The organism is Clostridium mobile (genome assembly GCF_018918285.1).
GTDB lineage: Bacteria > Bacillota > Clostridia > Clostridiales > Clostridiaceae > Clostridium_AW > Clostridium_AW mobile.
In genome coordinates, this window is the sequence record NZ_JAHLQF010000002.1 from 908741 (window position 1) to 921587 (window position 12847).

Annotated in this window: 13 protein-coding genes; 10 read left to right on the forward strand and 3 right to left on the reverse strand. The window is 29.3% G+C overall.

The genetic code is table 11. From position 1 onward, the window contains the following. Positions 1–14 precede the first annotated feature (14 nt). The 7 genes from KQI86_RS10510 (at position 15) to KQI86_RS10540 (ending at position 8856) form a co-directional block, all read left to right on the forward strand. Positions 15–968, forward strand: coding sequence for a 2-keto-3-deoxygluconate permease (locus tag KQI86_RS10510; protein WP_216439223.1), 954 nt, complete (start codon positions 15–17; stop codon positions 966–968). Further along, complete coding sequence (locus KQI86_RS10515) at positions 961–2175, forward strand: four-carbon acid sugar kinase family protein (protein ID WP_216439224.1); 1215 nt, start codon at positions 961–963, stop codon at positions 2173–2175. The genes KQI86_RS10510 and KQI86_RS10515 overlap by 8 nt, the downstream gene beginning before the upstream one ends. Continuing rightward, positions 2175–3143 carry a 4-hydroxythreonine-4-phosphate dehydrogenase PdxA gene (gene pdxA, locus KQI86_RS10520; protein WP_246582739.1) on the forward strand — a complete coding sequence of 323 codons (969 nt, stop codon included), beginning with the start codon at positions 2175–2177 and terminating at the stop codon, positions 3141–3143. Before KQI86_RS10515 ends, pdxA begins: the two co-directional genes overlap by 1 nt. Before the next feature lie 186 nt (positions 3144–3329). Then, entirely contained in the window at positions 3330–4388 is a 1059-nt protein-coding gene (gene eutH / locus KQI86_RS10525; protein ID WP_216439225.1) for an ethanolamine utilization protein EutH, read from the forward strand. A 548-nt stretch (positions 4389–4936) separates the two neighbouring features. Beyond that, positions 4937–6658 carry a methyl-accepting chemotaxis protein gene (locus tag KQI86_RS10530; protein ID WP_216439226.1) on the forward strand — a complete coding sequence of 574 codons (1722 nt, stop codon included), beginning with the start codon at positions 4937–4939 and terminating at the stop codon, positions 6656–6658. 91 nt (positions 6659–6749) lie between these two features. Then, positions 6750–7442, forward strand: a complete 693-nt coding sequence (locus KQI86_RS10535) for a response regulator transcription factor (protein WP_216439227.1) — start codon at positions 6750–6752, stop codon at positions 7440–7442. Then, positions 7432–8856, forward strand: coding sequence for a HAMP domain-containing sensor histidine kinase (locus tag KQI86_RS10540; protein ID WP_216439228.1), 1425 nt, complete (start codon positions 7432–7434; stop codon positions 8854–8856). Before KQI86_RS10535 ends, KQI86_RS10540 begins: the two co-directional genes overlap by 11 nt. Positions 8857–8914: 58 nt before the next feature. Here KQI86_RS10540 and KQI86_RS10545 read toward each other — a convergent pair whose 3' ends face one another. Further along, positions 8915–9244, reverse strand: a complete 330-nt coding sequence (locus tag KQI86_RS10545) for a LapA family protein (RefSeq protein WP_216439229.1) — start codon at positions 9242–9244, stop codon at positions 8915–8917. A gap of 276 nt (positions 9245–9520) precedes the next feature. Next, positions 9521–9691, reverse strand: coding sequence for a hypothetical protein (locus tag KQI86_RS10550; RefSeq protein WP_216439230.1), 171 nt, complete (start codon positions 9689–9691; stop codon positions 9521–9523). 131 nt (positions 9692–9822) lie between these two features. Here KQI86_RS10550 and KQI86_RS10555 point away from each other — a divergent pair, with 131 nt between their 5' ends. From KQI86_RS10555 to KQI86_RS10565, 3 genes are all read left to right on the forward strand, one after another. Beyond that, a complete protein-coding gene (locus tag KQI86_RS10555) occupies positions 9823–10464 on the forward strand; it encodes a 4Fe-4S binding protein (protein WP_216439231.1) in 642 nt (213 codons plus the stop codon). Between the two features lie 78 nt (positions 10465–10542). Then, positions 10543–10998 (forward strand): RNA polymerase sigma factor, encoded by a 456-nt coding sequence (locus KQI86_RS10560; protein WP_216439232.1) that lies wholly within the window; start codon positions 10543–10545, stop codon positions 10996–10998. A 97-nt stretch (positions 10999–11095) separates the two neighbouring features. Next, a complete protein-coding gene (locus KQI86_RS10565) occupies positions 11096–11647 on the forward strand; it encodes a biotin transporter BioY (RefSeq protein WP_216439233.1) in 552 nt (183 codons plus the stop codon). Positions 11648–11651: 4 nt separating this feature from the next. On the opposite strand, the gene KQI86_RS10570 is transcribed toward KQI86_RS10565, so the two are convergent. Beyond that, on the reverse strand, positions 11652–12638 hold the full coding sequence (locus KQI86_RS10570; RefSeq protein WP_216439234.1) for a biotin--[acetyl-CoA-carboxylase] ligase: 987 nt from the start codon (positions 12636–12638) through the stop codon (positions 11652–11654). Positions 12639–12847 lie beyond the last annotated feature (209 nt).

Below are 12847 nucleotides of genomic sequence, written 5' to 3' on the forward strand. Positions count from 1 at the left end.
TAGGAGGGTATAAGATGAAGATATTAAAGACTGTTCAAAAAGTACCAGGTGGACTTATGGTGATTCCGTTACTTATGGGTGCAACTATAAATACTTTTTTTCCACAAGCTTTGCAAATAGGTGGCTTTACTACGGCACTTTTTAAAGACAGCGCTACAGCATTTATAGCTCTTTTTGTACTATGTAATGGAGCTCAAATAGATTTTAAACAGGCAGGACAACCTTTGTATAAAGGAGCAGTTTTAACTTTTGTAAAATTTGTTTTAGGGGCTTTAATAGGTTGGATTGTAGGAAGGGTATATGGGCATGCAGGAGTGCTAGGACTAACTCCTCTTGCTTTGGTAGCAGCAATAACAAATTCAAAAGGTGGGATGTATGCAGCACTAGCTGGTCAGTATGGCGATTCAACAGACGTTGGTGCTATATCTGTACTATCCTTAAATGATGGACCTTTCTTTACCATGTTAGCTTTTGGTATATCGGGCCTTGCAAATATACCATTTATCGCATTTATAGCTGTACTTGTTCCAATATTAATAGGATTTATTCTTGGAAATCTTGATGAAGATATGAGAAGTTTTTTAGCCCAAGGTCAGGTGTTACTTATTCCTTTCTTTGCTTTTCCCTTAGGAGCTGCACTAGACTTTAGAACCATAATTAAAGCAGGAGCTCCAGGACTTATGCTAGGTGTTTTAGCAGCTGTTATTACAGGACTAGGTGGATATTTTGCTACATCCCTATTTGGAAAAAGAAAGGCGGTTGGAGCAGCCATAGGAACTACAGCAGGAAATGCAGTGGGAACTCCTGCAGCTTTGGCATTAGCAGATCCATCTTTACAACAATATGTTGCTGCCTCTACAGCTCAAGTTGCAGCAGCGGTAATAGTGACAGCAATATTATGTCCTCTTATTGTATCCTATTTAGATAAATTAGATAAAAAAAGGGAGGTAGCTGGAGCCAGTGCCTAAATATTTAATAATTGCAGATGATTTTACAGGAGCAAATGATACAGGTGTTCAACTTAAAAAAAGAGGAATTGAAACTCAAGTTATTGTAAATTTAAAGGATACATGTGAAATTAATACTTCTTGCGTTATAGATACTGAATCCAGGGGATTAGGTGAAAAAGAAGCGTATGAAAGTGTTAGAAATTATATAAGAGATATATTAAAAGAAGAATTTGATTTCGTATACAAAAAAGTAGATTCTACACTAAGAGGAAATTTAGTAAGTGAAATAAAAGCTATAGACGATATATATAAACCTGAATTAATTATATTTGCACCTGCATTTCCTAAGATAGGCAGAACAACTGTAGATAAAATACACAAACTCAATGGAATAAGAATTATAGAAACTGAAATAGCTAATGACCCTAAAAAACCAGTAAAGGAGGATAATTTAAATAAGCTTTTACAAGAGGGGTATGAGGATAAAGTTATACATCATGATCTATTAGAAATAAGAAGAGGGGAAATGGATCTAGAATGTAGTAGAATACACAGTTTTGATGGAGAAACGGATGAAGATTTAATCCATATAGTTAATGCTTCTATAAATACTAATAAAAAGATATTGTGGGTGGGATCAGCTGGATTAGCGGATGCTATATTTGCTGTAAAAAAACCTTTCAAACCTTCTTTAGCTATAGTGGGCAGCATTAGTGAAGTTTCAAGGAGTCAACTAAAATATGCTGAAAAAAATGGAGCTAGTATTTTAAAAATAGATATAGGTAAATTGTTAAATGGAGAAAATAAAAAAAGTTATGTGGATTTAGGCATAGATATTTTGGCAAAAGGAAAAGATTTAATTTTAAGCTCAGCTTATAATAGAGAAGATTATGAAAAAGCCATAAATATAGGAGATAAAAAATTCATGCCAAAGGAAGAAGTAAGCATGTATACTCAGGAAACTTTAGCTGATATAGGAATAGAGATATTAAAATCTAGCCATGTGTCAGGTGTATTTTTAACAGGTGGGGATACTGCTATTAGTTTTATAAATAAATGTGAAGCTATAGGTTCCGTTATCATACAAGAAGTTATCACTGGAATACCACTTATGAAAATTAAGGGTGGAAAGTTTGATGGATTAAAAATGATTACTAAAGCAGGAGCTTTTGGAAGGGAAGAGGATATATACTATAGCTTAGGTAAGTTAAAGGAGGATCTATAATGAACTACTTAGGAATAACTATGGGAGATCCTGCAGGGGTAGGATGTGAAATTATTCTAAAAACTTTACATGGAAATGAAGAATTTAGAAAAAAATCTATAATATTTGGCAGTGAAGAAGTAATTAAATTTTATATGAACTTATTAAATATAGATGAAAAATTAAATATTATAAAAGATATTTTGGATTTTGACAAAGATTCTATCAATCTAGTAAATGTTTTACCAATAACTATGAATGATTTTAGAATTGGCAAAGTATCCGCTCTTTGTGGAGACGCTGCCTATAAGTATGTAGAATTAGCCATAAAGTGGGCCATGGAGAAAAAAATAAAGGGAGTAGTAACGGCACCTTTAAATAAAGAGGCTCTCCATCTTGGAGGACATAATTTTGATGGCCATACAGAAATATTTGCAAAACTTACACATACTAATAAATATGCTATGATGCTATGGAGTGATAAATTAAAAGTCATACATGCATCTACTCATGTATCTTTGAAGGAAGCTTGTAATAGAGTTGAAAAAGAAAGGGTACTAGATGTTATAAAGTTAGCATATTCTTCTTTGAAAAATATGGGTATATCAAATCCTAGAATAGCGGTGGCAGGACTGAATCCCCATGCTGGTGAATCTGGAATTTTTGGAAGGGAAGAAATAGAAGAGATTACCCCTGCTGTTCTAGAAGGTAAAGGATTAAAAATTGATGTTGAAGGACCTGTAGCTCCAGACACTGTGTTTTTAAAAGCTTATAGAGGACAATATGATATAGTAGTGGCCATATATCATGATCAAGGACACATACCTATGAAATTATTAGCTTTTGATTCAGGAGTAAATATAACTTTAGGTCTTCCAATAGTTAGAACTTCTGTAGATCATGGTACTGCCTTTGATATTGCAGGAAAAGGTATCGCTGCTGAAGAGAGTATGATAAATGCTATAAAAGCTGCAGAGAGCTTCAATTAGAGTAATAAAAAGTAGTTAAAAGTTTGAGAATAATCAAAATTTTAACTGCTTTTTTTATATTTGAAGATATATTTTGAAAGTATATAAAAAACGTAAATATAATAATGGTATTTAGGGCTATTCCATACAGTCCAATAACAATGTATAATATTATTGTTTTTACTATGAGTTTAGGAGGAACATTAGTTGAACAAAATTATAATGTACATAATAGGAATATGCTTTATACTGGGAGGTTTAGATTACATACTAGGTAATAAATTTAAAATTGGGGACAAGTTCTGTGAAGGCATAAAATCTATGGGAGCTTTAGCTATGGGAATGATAGGTATATACTCATTGGCACCATTCCTAGGTAACATGATATCTAAAGGAGTTATACCAATATCAAATAAACTAAAAATAGATCCATCTATAGTTCCAGCATCTATACTAGCAGTGGATATGGGAGGGTGGCAAATATCTAATTTAATAGCTTCAAATGAAAAAATGGCTTTGTTTTCGGGAATAATATTAGCTTCAAGCTTAGGTGCTACCATGAGTTTTTCAATACCTCTAGCCTTAGGTATGATTTCTAAAGAAGATTATGAAGAGTTCGCTAAAGGAACTATGATTGGCTTTATTTCCATACCTATTGGAGCTTTAGCCTCAGGGATATACATGGGTATAGAGATTAGTAATTTATTGTGGAATATGTTGCCTATTGTATTATTTTCAATTGCTTTAAGCATAGGGTTAGTTAAAATCCCTAACATTCTTGTTAAAATTTTTAATTTTTTCGGCAAAGCCATAGTAGTTTTAAGCATAATAGGACTTATTTTAGTAGGAGCAGAGGTTTTATTGGGTATAAAAATAGTCTATGGATTAGCACCATTAAATGAATCAGCCTATGTAGTTGGAAAGATTGCCTTTGTATTAGGAGGAGCCTATCCTATGCTAGAAATAATAAATAAATTATTTAGAAGGTCTTTTGATAGAATAGGGAAAAAAATCGGTATAAATAATTACTCCATTAGTGGATTGCTTGGAAATCTGGCTAATAATCTGTTGATTTTTGGAACTTTCAAAGATATGGACTCTAAAGGAAAGACTATGTGTGCCGCCTTTGCTGTGAGTGGAGCTTTTGTATTAGGTGGACAATTAGGTTTTGTATCTGGAGTAGCTCCGAATATGGTCATAGCATTTATAATATCAAAATTTGTTGGTGGAACTTTTAGTTTAGTGCTTTCCTATTATTTATCCTAATAAAATAAATAGTATGCAATATATTATAGTATATATTATTATAAAAAGCCTTAAGAGTAATCTTAAAGGCTTTTTTGTTCTAATTAATTTTTATATTAGCTTATATTACAAAATTGTAATTTTAACATTAAAGATTGTAAGGTAAATTAATAGATAGTAGATTGCAATAATTGTATAATTAAAATATCAAATGAAGCATAATTTAAGCTTATCATGAGTTTTGAATAAGAAAGCCTTAGTAGTAGTTGAGAATTATTATAAACATAAGAATATTAGGGGGTGCGAATTATGAGAGCTATGGTCAATATTATAAATACAATATTTAAGATAATTTGTTTAGCAATAGATACAAAGAAAACAGTTAATGAAAATGAAAGTTTAAAGAAAGTAGTAAGTTTATAATCCGTATATTTTATAAAGGACTCTATGAGTCCTTGTTGTTTTTTGTTTTTCTTTTTTAATAAATTGTAAAATAATCAAAAAAGAAGTGAATTTTAAGGAAAAATTTAGTATAATACTCTTTATGATACAACGGAACTTAAGAGGGGATGATTAAAATAGATAAAAAGAAATCAAGTCTTAGAAAACAATGGACAAAGAGTATTATGATTATAATTGTTGGGATTTATTTATTAGTAATAATGGGAGGATATCTCGCGGTTAAAGCCGTAACTAAAACTATTGTGCTTAAAGGTGGACCTGCTCTAGCTCATATAATTACAAGTGAATTAGAGGGTAAGGATATAAACGAACTAATAAGTAAAGGTGAAGGCAGTGAGACTTATAAAAAAATAGATGAAGCCTTAGATGATCTACAAGCTGGAGGGGCAGGCATTTTTAGCAAAATATACGTTGCTAGTAATCAAGATAATAGTCAGTGGAAATATTTAATAGGAAGAGACACTACAAAGCGTTTTAACAATGGTGATAGTGTAGATGATGAATATCATATCGAAAATTTTGAAGAGGCCTTGAAAAAAAACACTATAATTTGGGATGATGGTAAAACCAGTGAGCCGTCAATATTCATGCCTGTAACAATGAAGGGTGGAGAAAAGCTCATATTAGGTGTAGATTTTGATTTACAATCCCTTGCTAGAATACAATTAATAGGGCTAGGGATATTATTAGTTTTCTTGTTTGTAAATCTATTAGTTATGAGATTTATTGTAGGAGGAATTACAAGGAAACAGATAAAATCAATTACAGAATTAGTGGAAAAGATGAAGGAAATGGCATCCTTGGAAGGGGATTTAACTAAGAGAATTGAGATAGACAGAAATGATGAAATAGGAGAATTAGCATTATATACTAATAAAATGCTAGACACAATACAGGATACTCTGAGAACTGTAAGTGAATTATCTAATGAATTGAAGACCACAACAGAAGATGTTACAGATTCATTTAGCAGAACAGTAGAAGGATATGGAGTCATGAAAAAGTCTGTTAGGAGTATATCAGAAAGAATCGAAAATCAAAGTGAAGAATTAAGTGAAACTTCCTATGGTGTAACTCAAATAAACAATGCTATTAATATAATAGCAGATAACTCTCAAGTGGTTACTGAACAGGCAATTTCTACTAGCGATAACGCATTTGAAGGTAATAAAGTAATGGAGAAACTAGATGAAGGCTCAAAAGAGATTACATCTGTTGTAAACAAAACTTCTGATTTAGTTAAACATTTAGGAGAAAAATCAAAAGAGATTAACGGTATTGCAGATACTATAGGAGCTATTGCAGCTCAAACTAATTTGCTAGCCCTTAATGCTTCTATTGAAGCAGCACGTGCTGGAGAACAAGGAAAAGGATTTGCCGTTGTAGCTGAAGAAGTTAGAAAGTTAGCTGAAGAATCATCAAAATCTGCTAAAACTATATTTAGCTTAATTGAAGAAGTAAGTAAAGGAATTGAAGATGCAGTAAATTCAATGGAATTAGTAAATAAGAGCAACGGTGAACAAAATAAGTTTGTAGAAGATGTAATTCTTAAGTTTACTCATATAGCGGATGCAATAAATGAAGTATCACAAAATGTAGAAGAAGTTTCAGCTTCTACGGAAGAAATGTCATCTAATATAAGTGTAATAACAGAAAAGTTTGAAAACCTAGCCAATGTGTCTGAAGAAAATAGTAGAACAGCGGAAGAAGTATCATTATTTATTGATAATCAATCAATGGTTATAGACGATCTTTCAAACACAATAAATAACCTGAACAGTAAATCAGATGAACTTAAGGTAAGATTAACTAAACTAAAATTAGATTAATACCAGAATTAAACTATCAAAACCCTATGCATGAGTGTATGCATAGGGTTTTGATGTGATATAATATTAATAAGAAAAGGGGGACAGAATTATGAATATTCTTATAGTAGAAGATGAACAAGATATAAGAGAATTATTACAGTTACATTTAATAAAAGAAGGTTATAACGTATATGAAGCAGAAGATGGAATTGAGGCAATTAAGATCTTTGAAAATAATAAAATAGATTTGATATTGCTAGATATAATGTTACCAAAGCTAGATGGATTCAAGGTGCTAAACAAGATAAGAGAAAAAAGTGAAGTTCCAGTTATATTTTTAACTGCAAGACTAGGTGAGGGAGATAAGATATTAGGATTAGGTCTTGGTGCTGACGATTATATAGTAAAGCCATTTAATACGATTGAAGTTATAGCTAGAGTTCAAGCTTTACTTAGAAGAACTTATAAGTATGGAGTTTCACATAAGAATGAAATAATCAATGGAGAATTGAAAATAGATAAGGATAGCTGCGCTATTTATAAAAATGATATTCCTTTAGATTTAAATGCAAAAGAATATAAAATATTGGAAATGTTTATGGATAACATAGGAAAGGTTCATACAAAAAAGCAAATATATGAAAATGTATGGGGAGATCCATACTATGAAGATGACAACACTATAATGGTTCACATAAGTCATATAAGAGATAAAATTGAAAGCAATCCTAAAGACCCTAAATATTTAAAAACCATTAGGGGCATTGGATATAAAATGGAGAAAATAGAATATGAGAGCTAGAAAAAAAATATCTAATTTATTGTTAAAAAATTATTTAATATCTAGCTTGATAATGTTTTTTATATTTTTAGTATTCTTTTTTGGAACTATAGCCATGTGGGTTACTTTATATTTTCCTATAAATATGATGATGAGTAGTGAAGATTCTAAATTAGTAGCAGAAAACATTATATCGAAGGATTATAAAAATATCAACATAGAAGAAATATTGAAAGTAAATGGATGGATTGAGATATTAGATAAAGATTTAAAGGTGGTATATACTAAAGGGAAAGCTGAAGTAAAAAGATCACAATACTCTAGAGATGAATTAAATAAAATGCTAATTAAAATGTCTGCTCAAGATATGTTTACTCAAGAGAAGTTTATATATTCAATAGCTTATGATGAGGATAAGGATTTTTATCTTTTAGTATATCTACCTAATGATAAGTATTTTAATAGTGGAATAAAAAAGGCACCTGTATTTATTAGTGTTAGATTATTTTTTATTACGGCAATATTACTTTATATAATAATATTTACAATTATAATGATTATATATGCAAAATTAACATCAAGAAATTTAACTAAACCTTTAAAGGAGCTTATGAATGGAGTTAAGTCTATATCTAAAGGGGATTATTCTGCTAGAATAAATGTTAGATCAAAAAATGAATTTGGAAATCTTGGATATGCCTTTAATCTAATGGTAGAAAAGATAGAGGAAGAAAGAAAACTAAAGGAGAAGTCTGAAGAAAACAGAAGGAGACTTATAATGGATATTTCTCATGATTTAAAGAATCCTTTAGTAAGTATAAGGGGATATTCAAATTTATTAGTGAATAATCACAACTTAGATGAGGAAGAAAGAATTAAATATTTAAATATAATAGAAAAGAATAGTATAAGAATAAATGATTTAATTACTGATTTATTTGAGTTATCTAAATTTGAGAGTATAGATTTCGAATTAAGTTTAAAGAAGGAAAATATTTGCGAATTCTTAAGAGAATTAATTGCTATATATATACCTAGCATGGAAGAAAAGAACATAGAATATAATTTCGTAATACCTGAAAAGGCTATATATGCCAATTTTGATTACTATAGTTTGGATAGAGCTATTGGAAATTTAATATCTAATAGTATAAGATATAATCCATCTCATACTAAATTAAATATAGAGGTTGAAGAGTTTGAAAATATAGTGAAAATTGTAGTACAAGATAACGGTATAGGTATACCTAAGGATTTATCTGAGGATATATTTAATCCATTTGTTAGAGTAGATACATCGAGGAACTCTAGAAGTGGAGGAACAGGATTAGGCTTAACAATAACCAAAACCATTGTAGAAAAGCATGGTGGAAGAGTGTATTTAGAGAGTGATATCCATAAGGGATGTAAATTTACAATAGTATTAAATAAATAAATTAAAACAGTTTCATGTATAATTATATATGAAACTGTTTTAATTATGGACCGCAGAATCAATTTTTGTCCATAGAAACTTCTTCTATAATAGCATTATTGCTTTCTTTTGAGTTATCTACTTCTATTTTTAAAAGAGAATTTTCTTTTTCAAGTTCAGCAATCTTAGTGGATAATGATTTATTATTATGCTTTAAACTCAATTCTCTTCTTAAACCTAAAAAAGTTACAATTATTGCTCCAATAATAGCAGATATAAATATTATTAAGGCAAGGGATATTTCAACTTTAGTAAAAAGAAAATTAACAGTTATAACTGCAGAATTTTGTATAGCAAAAATAGTAACGATTATGGCAAATATTAATGATAGTATGAATCCTATTCTCATAAAATTACCCCCTTAATTTCTATAAAATATATATTACAATTATAGCATAATATTTGTAATGTTTATAAGTATTGGGGTAAAATAAAAAAAATGTCACATAAATTTTGAACACGTGCATTCTGTAAAAATTAAGAGCTAAGCAAGGAGTGAAATAGCGACTTTTTATAACAGTGGCTCCACTACTTGCTTAGCTCTATGCTTTGGAGTTTTAAGTATATTTGTAAAACTTATAATTACGAAATTAACTTGATTATAGATAGTTTTGTTTCTCAATTTCTAATTATTATGAGAAAGCTTTGAACGTTTGGTAAATTTAGCTCCATTTTCATGAGAACCAATCTTTTCACCATTTTTTATACCTATATTAGCCCCATCTTTTGGAAACATTTTTCTTAATTCAGCATTGCTTTTATGATCACTTTTTAAATGATTTTTATTATTATCCATAAGGTTTCCTCCTCTTGCAAATGTCAATATTATTTTATCCAATAAAACATAAAATATAAATTTTTGTTGACAAAATTATTTTTTAAGTATATTATATACCATACAGGGGTATGGTAAAGGAGGAATCAATCATGAATAGTTTAAAAAATTTTTGGAGCAAATATTCATATCTAATATTTTTAACTTTTGTAGTTTTGGGGTTATTCGATTTTAGATTTGCTATTGTAGCAGTAATATGTATGATATCACCAATACTTTTATCTTTATTAGGTAAAGGCAGATATTGGTGTGGCAATCTATGTCCAAGGGGAAATTTTTATGACAGATTGTTATCAAGAGTTGCTAAAGGAAATAAAACTTCTAAATTGCTAAAGAGTAGTTATTTTAGATTTATAGTTATTATTACCATGTTCACTATTTTTGGAAGAGGATTGTATAATAATTGGGGAGATTTTTATGGAATAGGGCTATTATTTTATAGAATGATAGTGGTTACAACTTTAATAGGGATTACACTATCTTTTTCGTATAATAGTAGAATTTGGTGTAGTTTTTGTCCCATGGGAAGTATTGCTGCGTTTATTACGAAATTTAGAGGAAATAAAAATTCATTAAAGATAAATGATAGTTGTGTCACATGTAAATTATGCGAAAAAAAATGTCCAATGGGCATAGTTCCTTATAATTATAAAGAAAATGGAACTATAGATCATTATGACTGTATACAATGTAAACAGTGTAGCTTTGTTTGTCCTAAAAACTCAATAAAATAATTTGTTTACAACATTGTTACTTATTTGTTACCCAAAAATTCTCATTTAATATTATCATATAATTAAAGGGGGATTATTATGTTTGAAGATGCAGTTTTAGTGAAAGATATATTAAATGGAGAAGTTGACAAATTTGGTGACATAGTTGATAAGTATGAAAAAATAATTTTTATTTTAATATATAACCTTATAGGAAATAATTATGACGCTATGAAAATCTGTAAGGAAGTTTTTATTCTGGCATATGAGGATTTGTATAAATACAATTTTAACTGTAAATTTTTCAATTGGATTTTAAAAATTACAATAGATAAATGTAATTTTTATTCTAGAAATAATGAAGTGAAAAGCATAAATATTTTATCTACATTAGATTGTAAGGATAGATATATTGTAGCTCTCAAGTCATTGAAAAAAGACTTAACGTATGAAGATATTAGTGAAATATTGGATATAAATAAAAATAATATAAAAGAAAGATATAGAAAAACTGTAAGTATATATAAAAGTGCCTTAAAGGAAGCTGCCCTTTAAGGCACTTTTATTATTAATTTTACTTGACAAAATAGAATATTAATATTATTGTTAACTATATAATAAATTAAGGTTAACAATAATAAGGGGGAGAAGTATGAAAATTAGTACTAAAAATATCATAACTATATCACTTTTTACTGCATTAACAGCTATAGGAGCTTTTATTAAAATTCCCATTGCCCCAGCACCCATTACCATACAATTTTTATTTACAGCATTAGCTGGAATACTTTTAGGAAGTAAATACGGCTCACTTTCTCAATTGATGTACTTGCTTATTGGACTTTTTGGAGTACCTATATTTACAGAAGGTGGAGGATTTAATTATATATTTAAACCTTCTTTTGGATATATAATTGGCTTTGTATTTGCTTCCTATGTCATTGGGAAAATTGTAGAAGGTAAAGGAAATATAAGCTTTAAAAAGATTTTTTTAGCCTGTATCGCAGGATTATTTGTAATGTATCTAGTAGGAGTACCTTATCTTTACTTTATACTAAAATACGTAAGTGGTGTAAATATAACAATTAATAAGGCTTTAAATATGGGACTAATAGTTTTTTTGCCTGGAGATATTTTAAAATGCATAGTTACTGCTTTATTGGGAGAAAGAATATTAAAACATAGGTTTTACTTAAAAGCATAAATTTTTATATGTATCCATTTAATCCTCTGATGGAAATTTCTCCAGAAAATATGGGGTAGGAGTTTCCATCAGAAGTTTCAATAATCAACCTTCCTTCTGAGTCAATATCTATCGCTTTAGCCAAGTATTCTTCACTTCTGTTTATTATTCTAATTTCTCTACCTAAAACCACAGAGTATCTTTTGCATATTTCTAAGCTTTTAGATAAGTCTCTGTTTATCAAAAAATCCTCATAAAGAATTTCAAAATTGTTTAATACCTTAGCTGTTAAAATTTTTCTGGATATTTTTTTATTCATTTGCATTTTGATAGAGGTGGCCTTATCCTTTACTTCTTCGCTAAAGTCACAATCATCTAAATTAGCATTTATACCTATACCTAAGGCTATGTAATTAACTCTATTTAATTCACAACTCATTTCTGTAAGTATTCCACAAACTTTTCTACTATCCATAATTATATCATTTGGCCATTTAATATAGGCATCGGCGCCTAGTTCTCTTAAGGAAGAGCATAGAGCTGCGGCTGCAATCTGTGTGATTTTAGGTACTTCCATTGGTTCCATATCAGGAGTTAGTATTATTGTGAGCCATATACCTTTACCCTTAGGAGATATCCATGTTCTTCCTAAACGCCCTTTTCCACCAGTTTGTTCTTCGCTAATTAATACAGTGCCATTTGTTTCTCCTAATGAAGCTAATTCTTTAGCTTGTTTATTTGTAGAATCAATACTATGAAAATGAATTATCTTTTTACCTATATATTTGGTTTCAAGTAGCCTTTTAAGTTCTTCAAAGGTTAATATATCTGGGGAAGATAAGAGCTTATATCCTTTTTTTGAAATTGATTCTATTTCATATCCCTCTTCTTTTAAAGTATTAATGTATTTCCAAATAGCTGTTCTTGAAACTCCTAGTTTTTCACTAATAAATTGACCAGAAATATATTCATCTCCACTGTTTTTAATTAAATCAAGTATTTCTTCTTTCATATTTTATCTTTAGTGAGAGAAGGTATTGTAATAATAAGCTCTCACTAAAGTTCACCTCCCTTTAATACATATACTTTTTTTATTTTTCACAACTTATTTTATAACAATTATATCATTTATTTTATTTAAGAAATAATTTATTTAAATCTATTGACTTATCTATTGTTCTAGTGTACTATTTAATTAATACACTAGAACAATAGGTAAGG

Coding starts and splice junctions, on each gene's coding strand:
- pdxA (WP_246582739.1), top strand. CDS start 2,175: ATGAACTACTTAGGAATAACTATGGGAGATCCTGCAGGGGTAGGATGT.
- KQI86_RS10510 (WP_216439223.1), top strand. CDS start 15: ATGAAGATATTAAAGACTGTTCAAAAAGTACCAGGTGGACTTATGGTG.
- KQI86_RS10550 (WP_216439230.1), bottom strand. CDS start 9,691: ATGGATAATAATAAAAATCATTTAAAAAGTGATCATAAAAGCAATGCT.
- KQI86_RS10560 (WP_216439232.1), top strand. CDS start 10,543: ATGTTTGAAGATGCAGTTTTAGTGAAAGATATATTAAATGGAGAAGTT.
- KQI86_RS10555 (WP_216439231.1), top strand. CDS start 9,823: ATGAATAGTTTAAAAAATTTTTGGAGCAAATATTCATATCTAATATTT.
- KQI86_RS10565 (WP_216439233.1), top strand. CDS start 11,096: ATGAAAATTAGTACTAAAAATATCATAACTATATCACTTTTTACTGCA.
- KQI86_RS10540 (WP_216439228.1), top strand. CDS start 7,432: ATGAGAGCTAGAAAAAAAATATCTAATTTATTGTTAAAAAATTATTTA.
- KQI86_RS10545 (WP_216439229.1), bottom strand. CDS start 9,244: ATGAGAATAGGATTCATACTATCATTAATATTTGCCATAATCGTTACT.
- KQI86_RS10535 (WP_216439227.1), top strand. CDS start 6,750: ATGAATATTCTTATAGTAGAAGATGAACAAGATATAAGAGAATTATTA.
- KQI86_RS10570 (WP_216439234.1), bottom strand. CDS start 12,638: ATGAAAGAAGAAATACTTGATTTAATTAAAAACAGTGGAGATGAATAT.
- KQI86_RS10530 (WP_216439226.1), top strand. CDS start 4,937: ATGATTAAAATAGATAAAAAGAAATCAAGTCTTAGAAAACAATGGACA.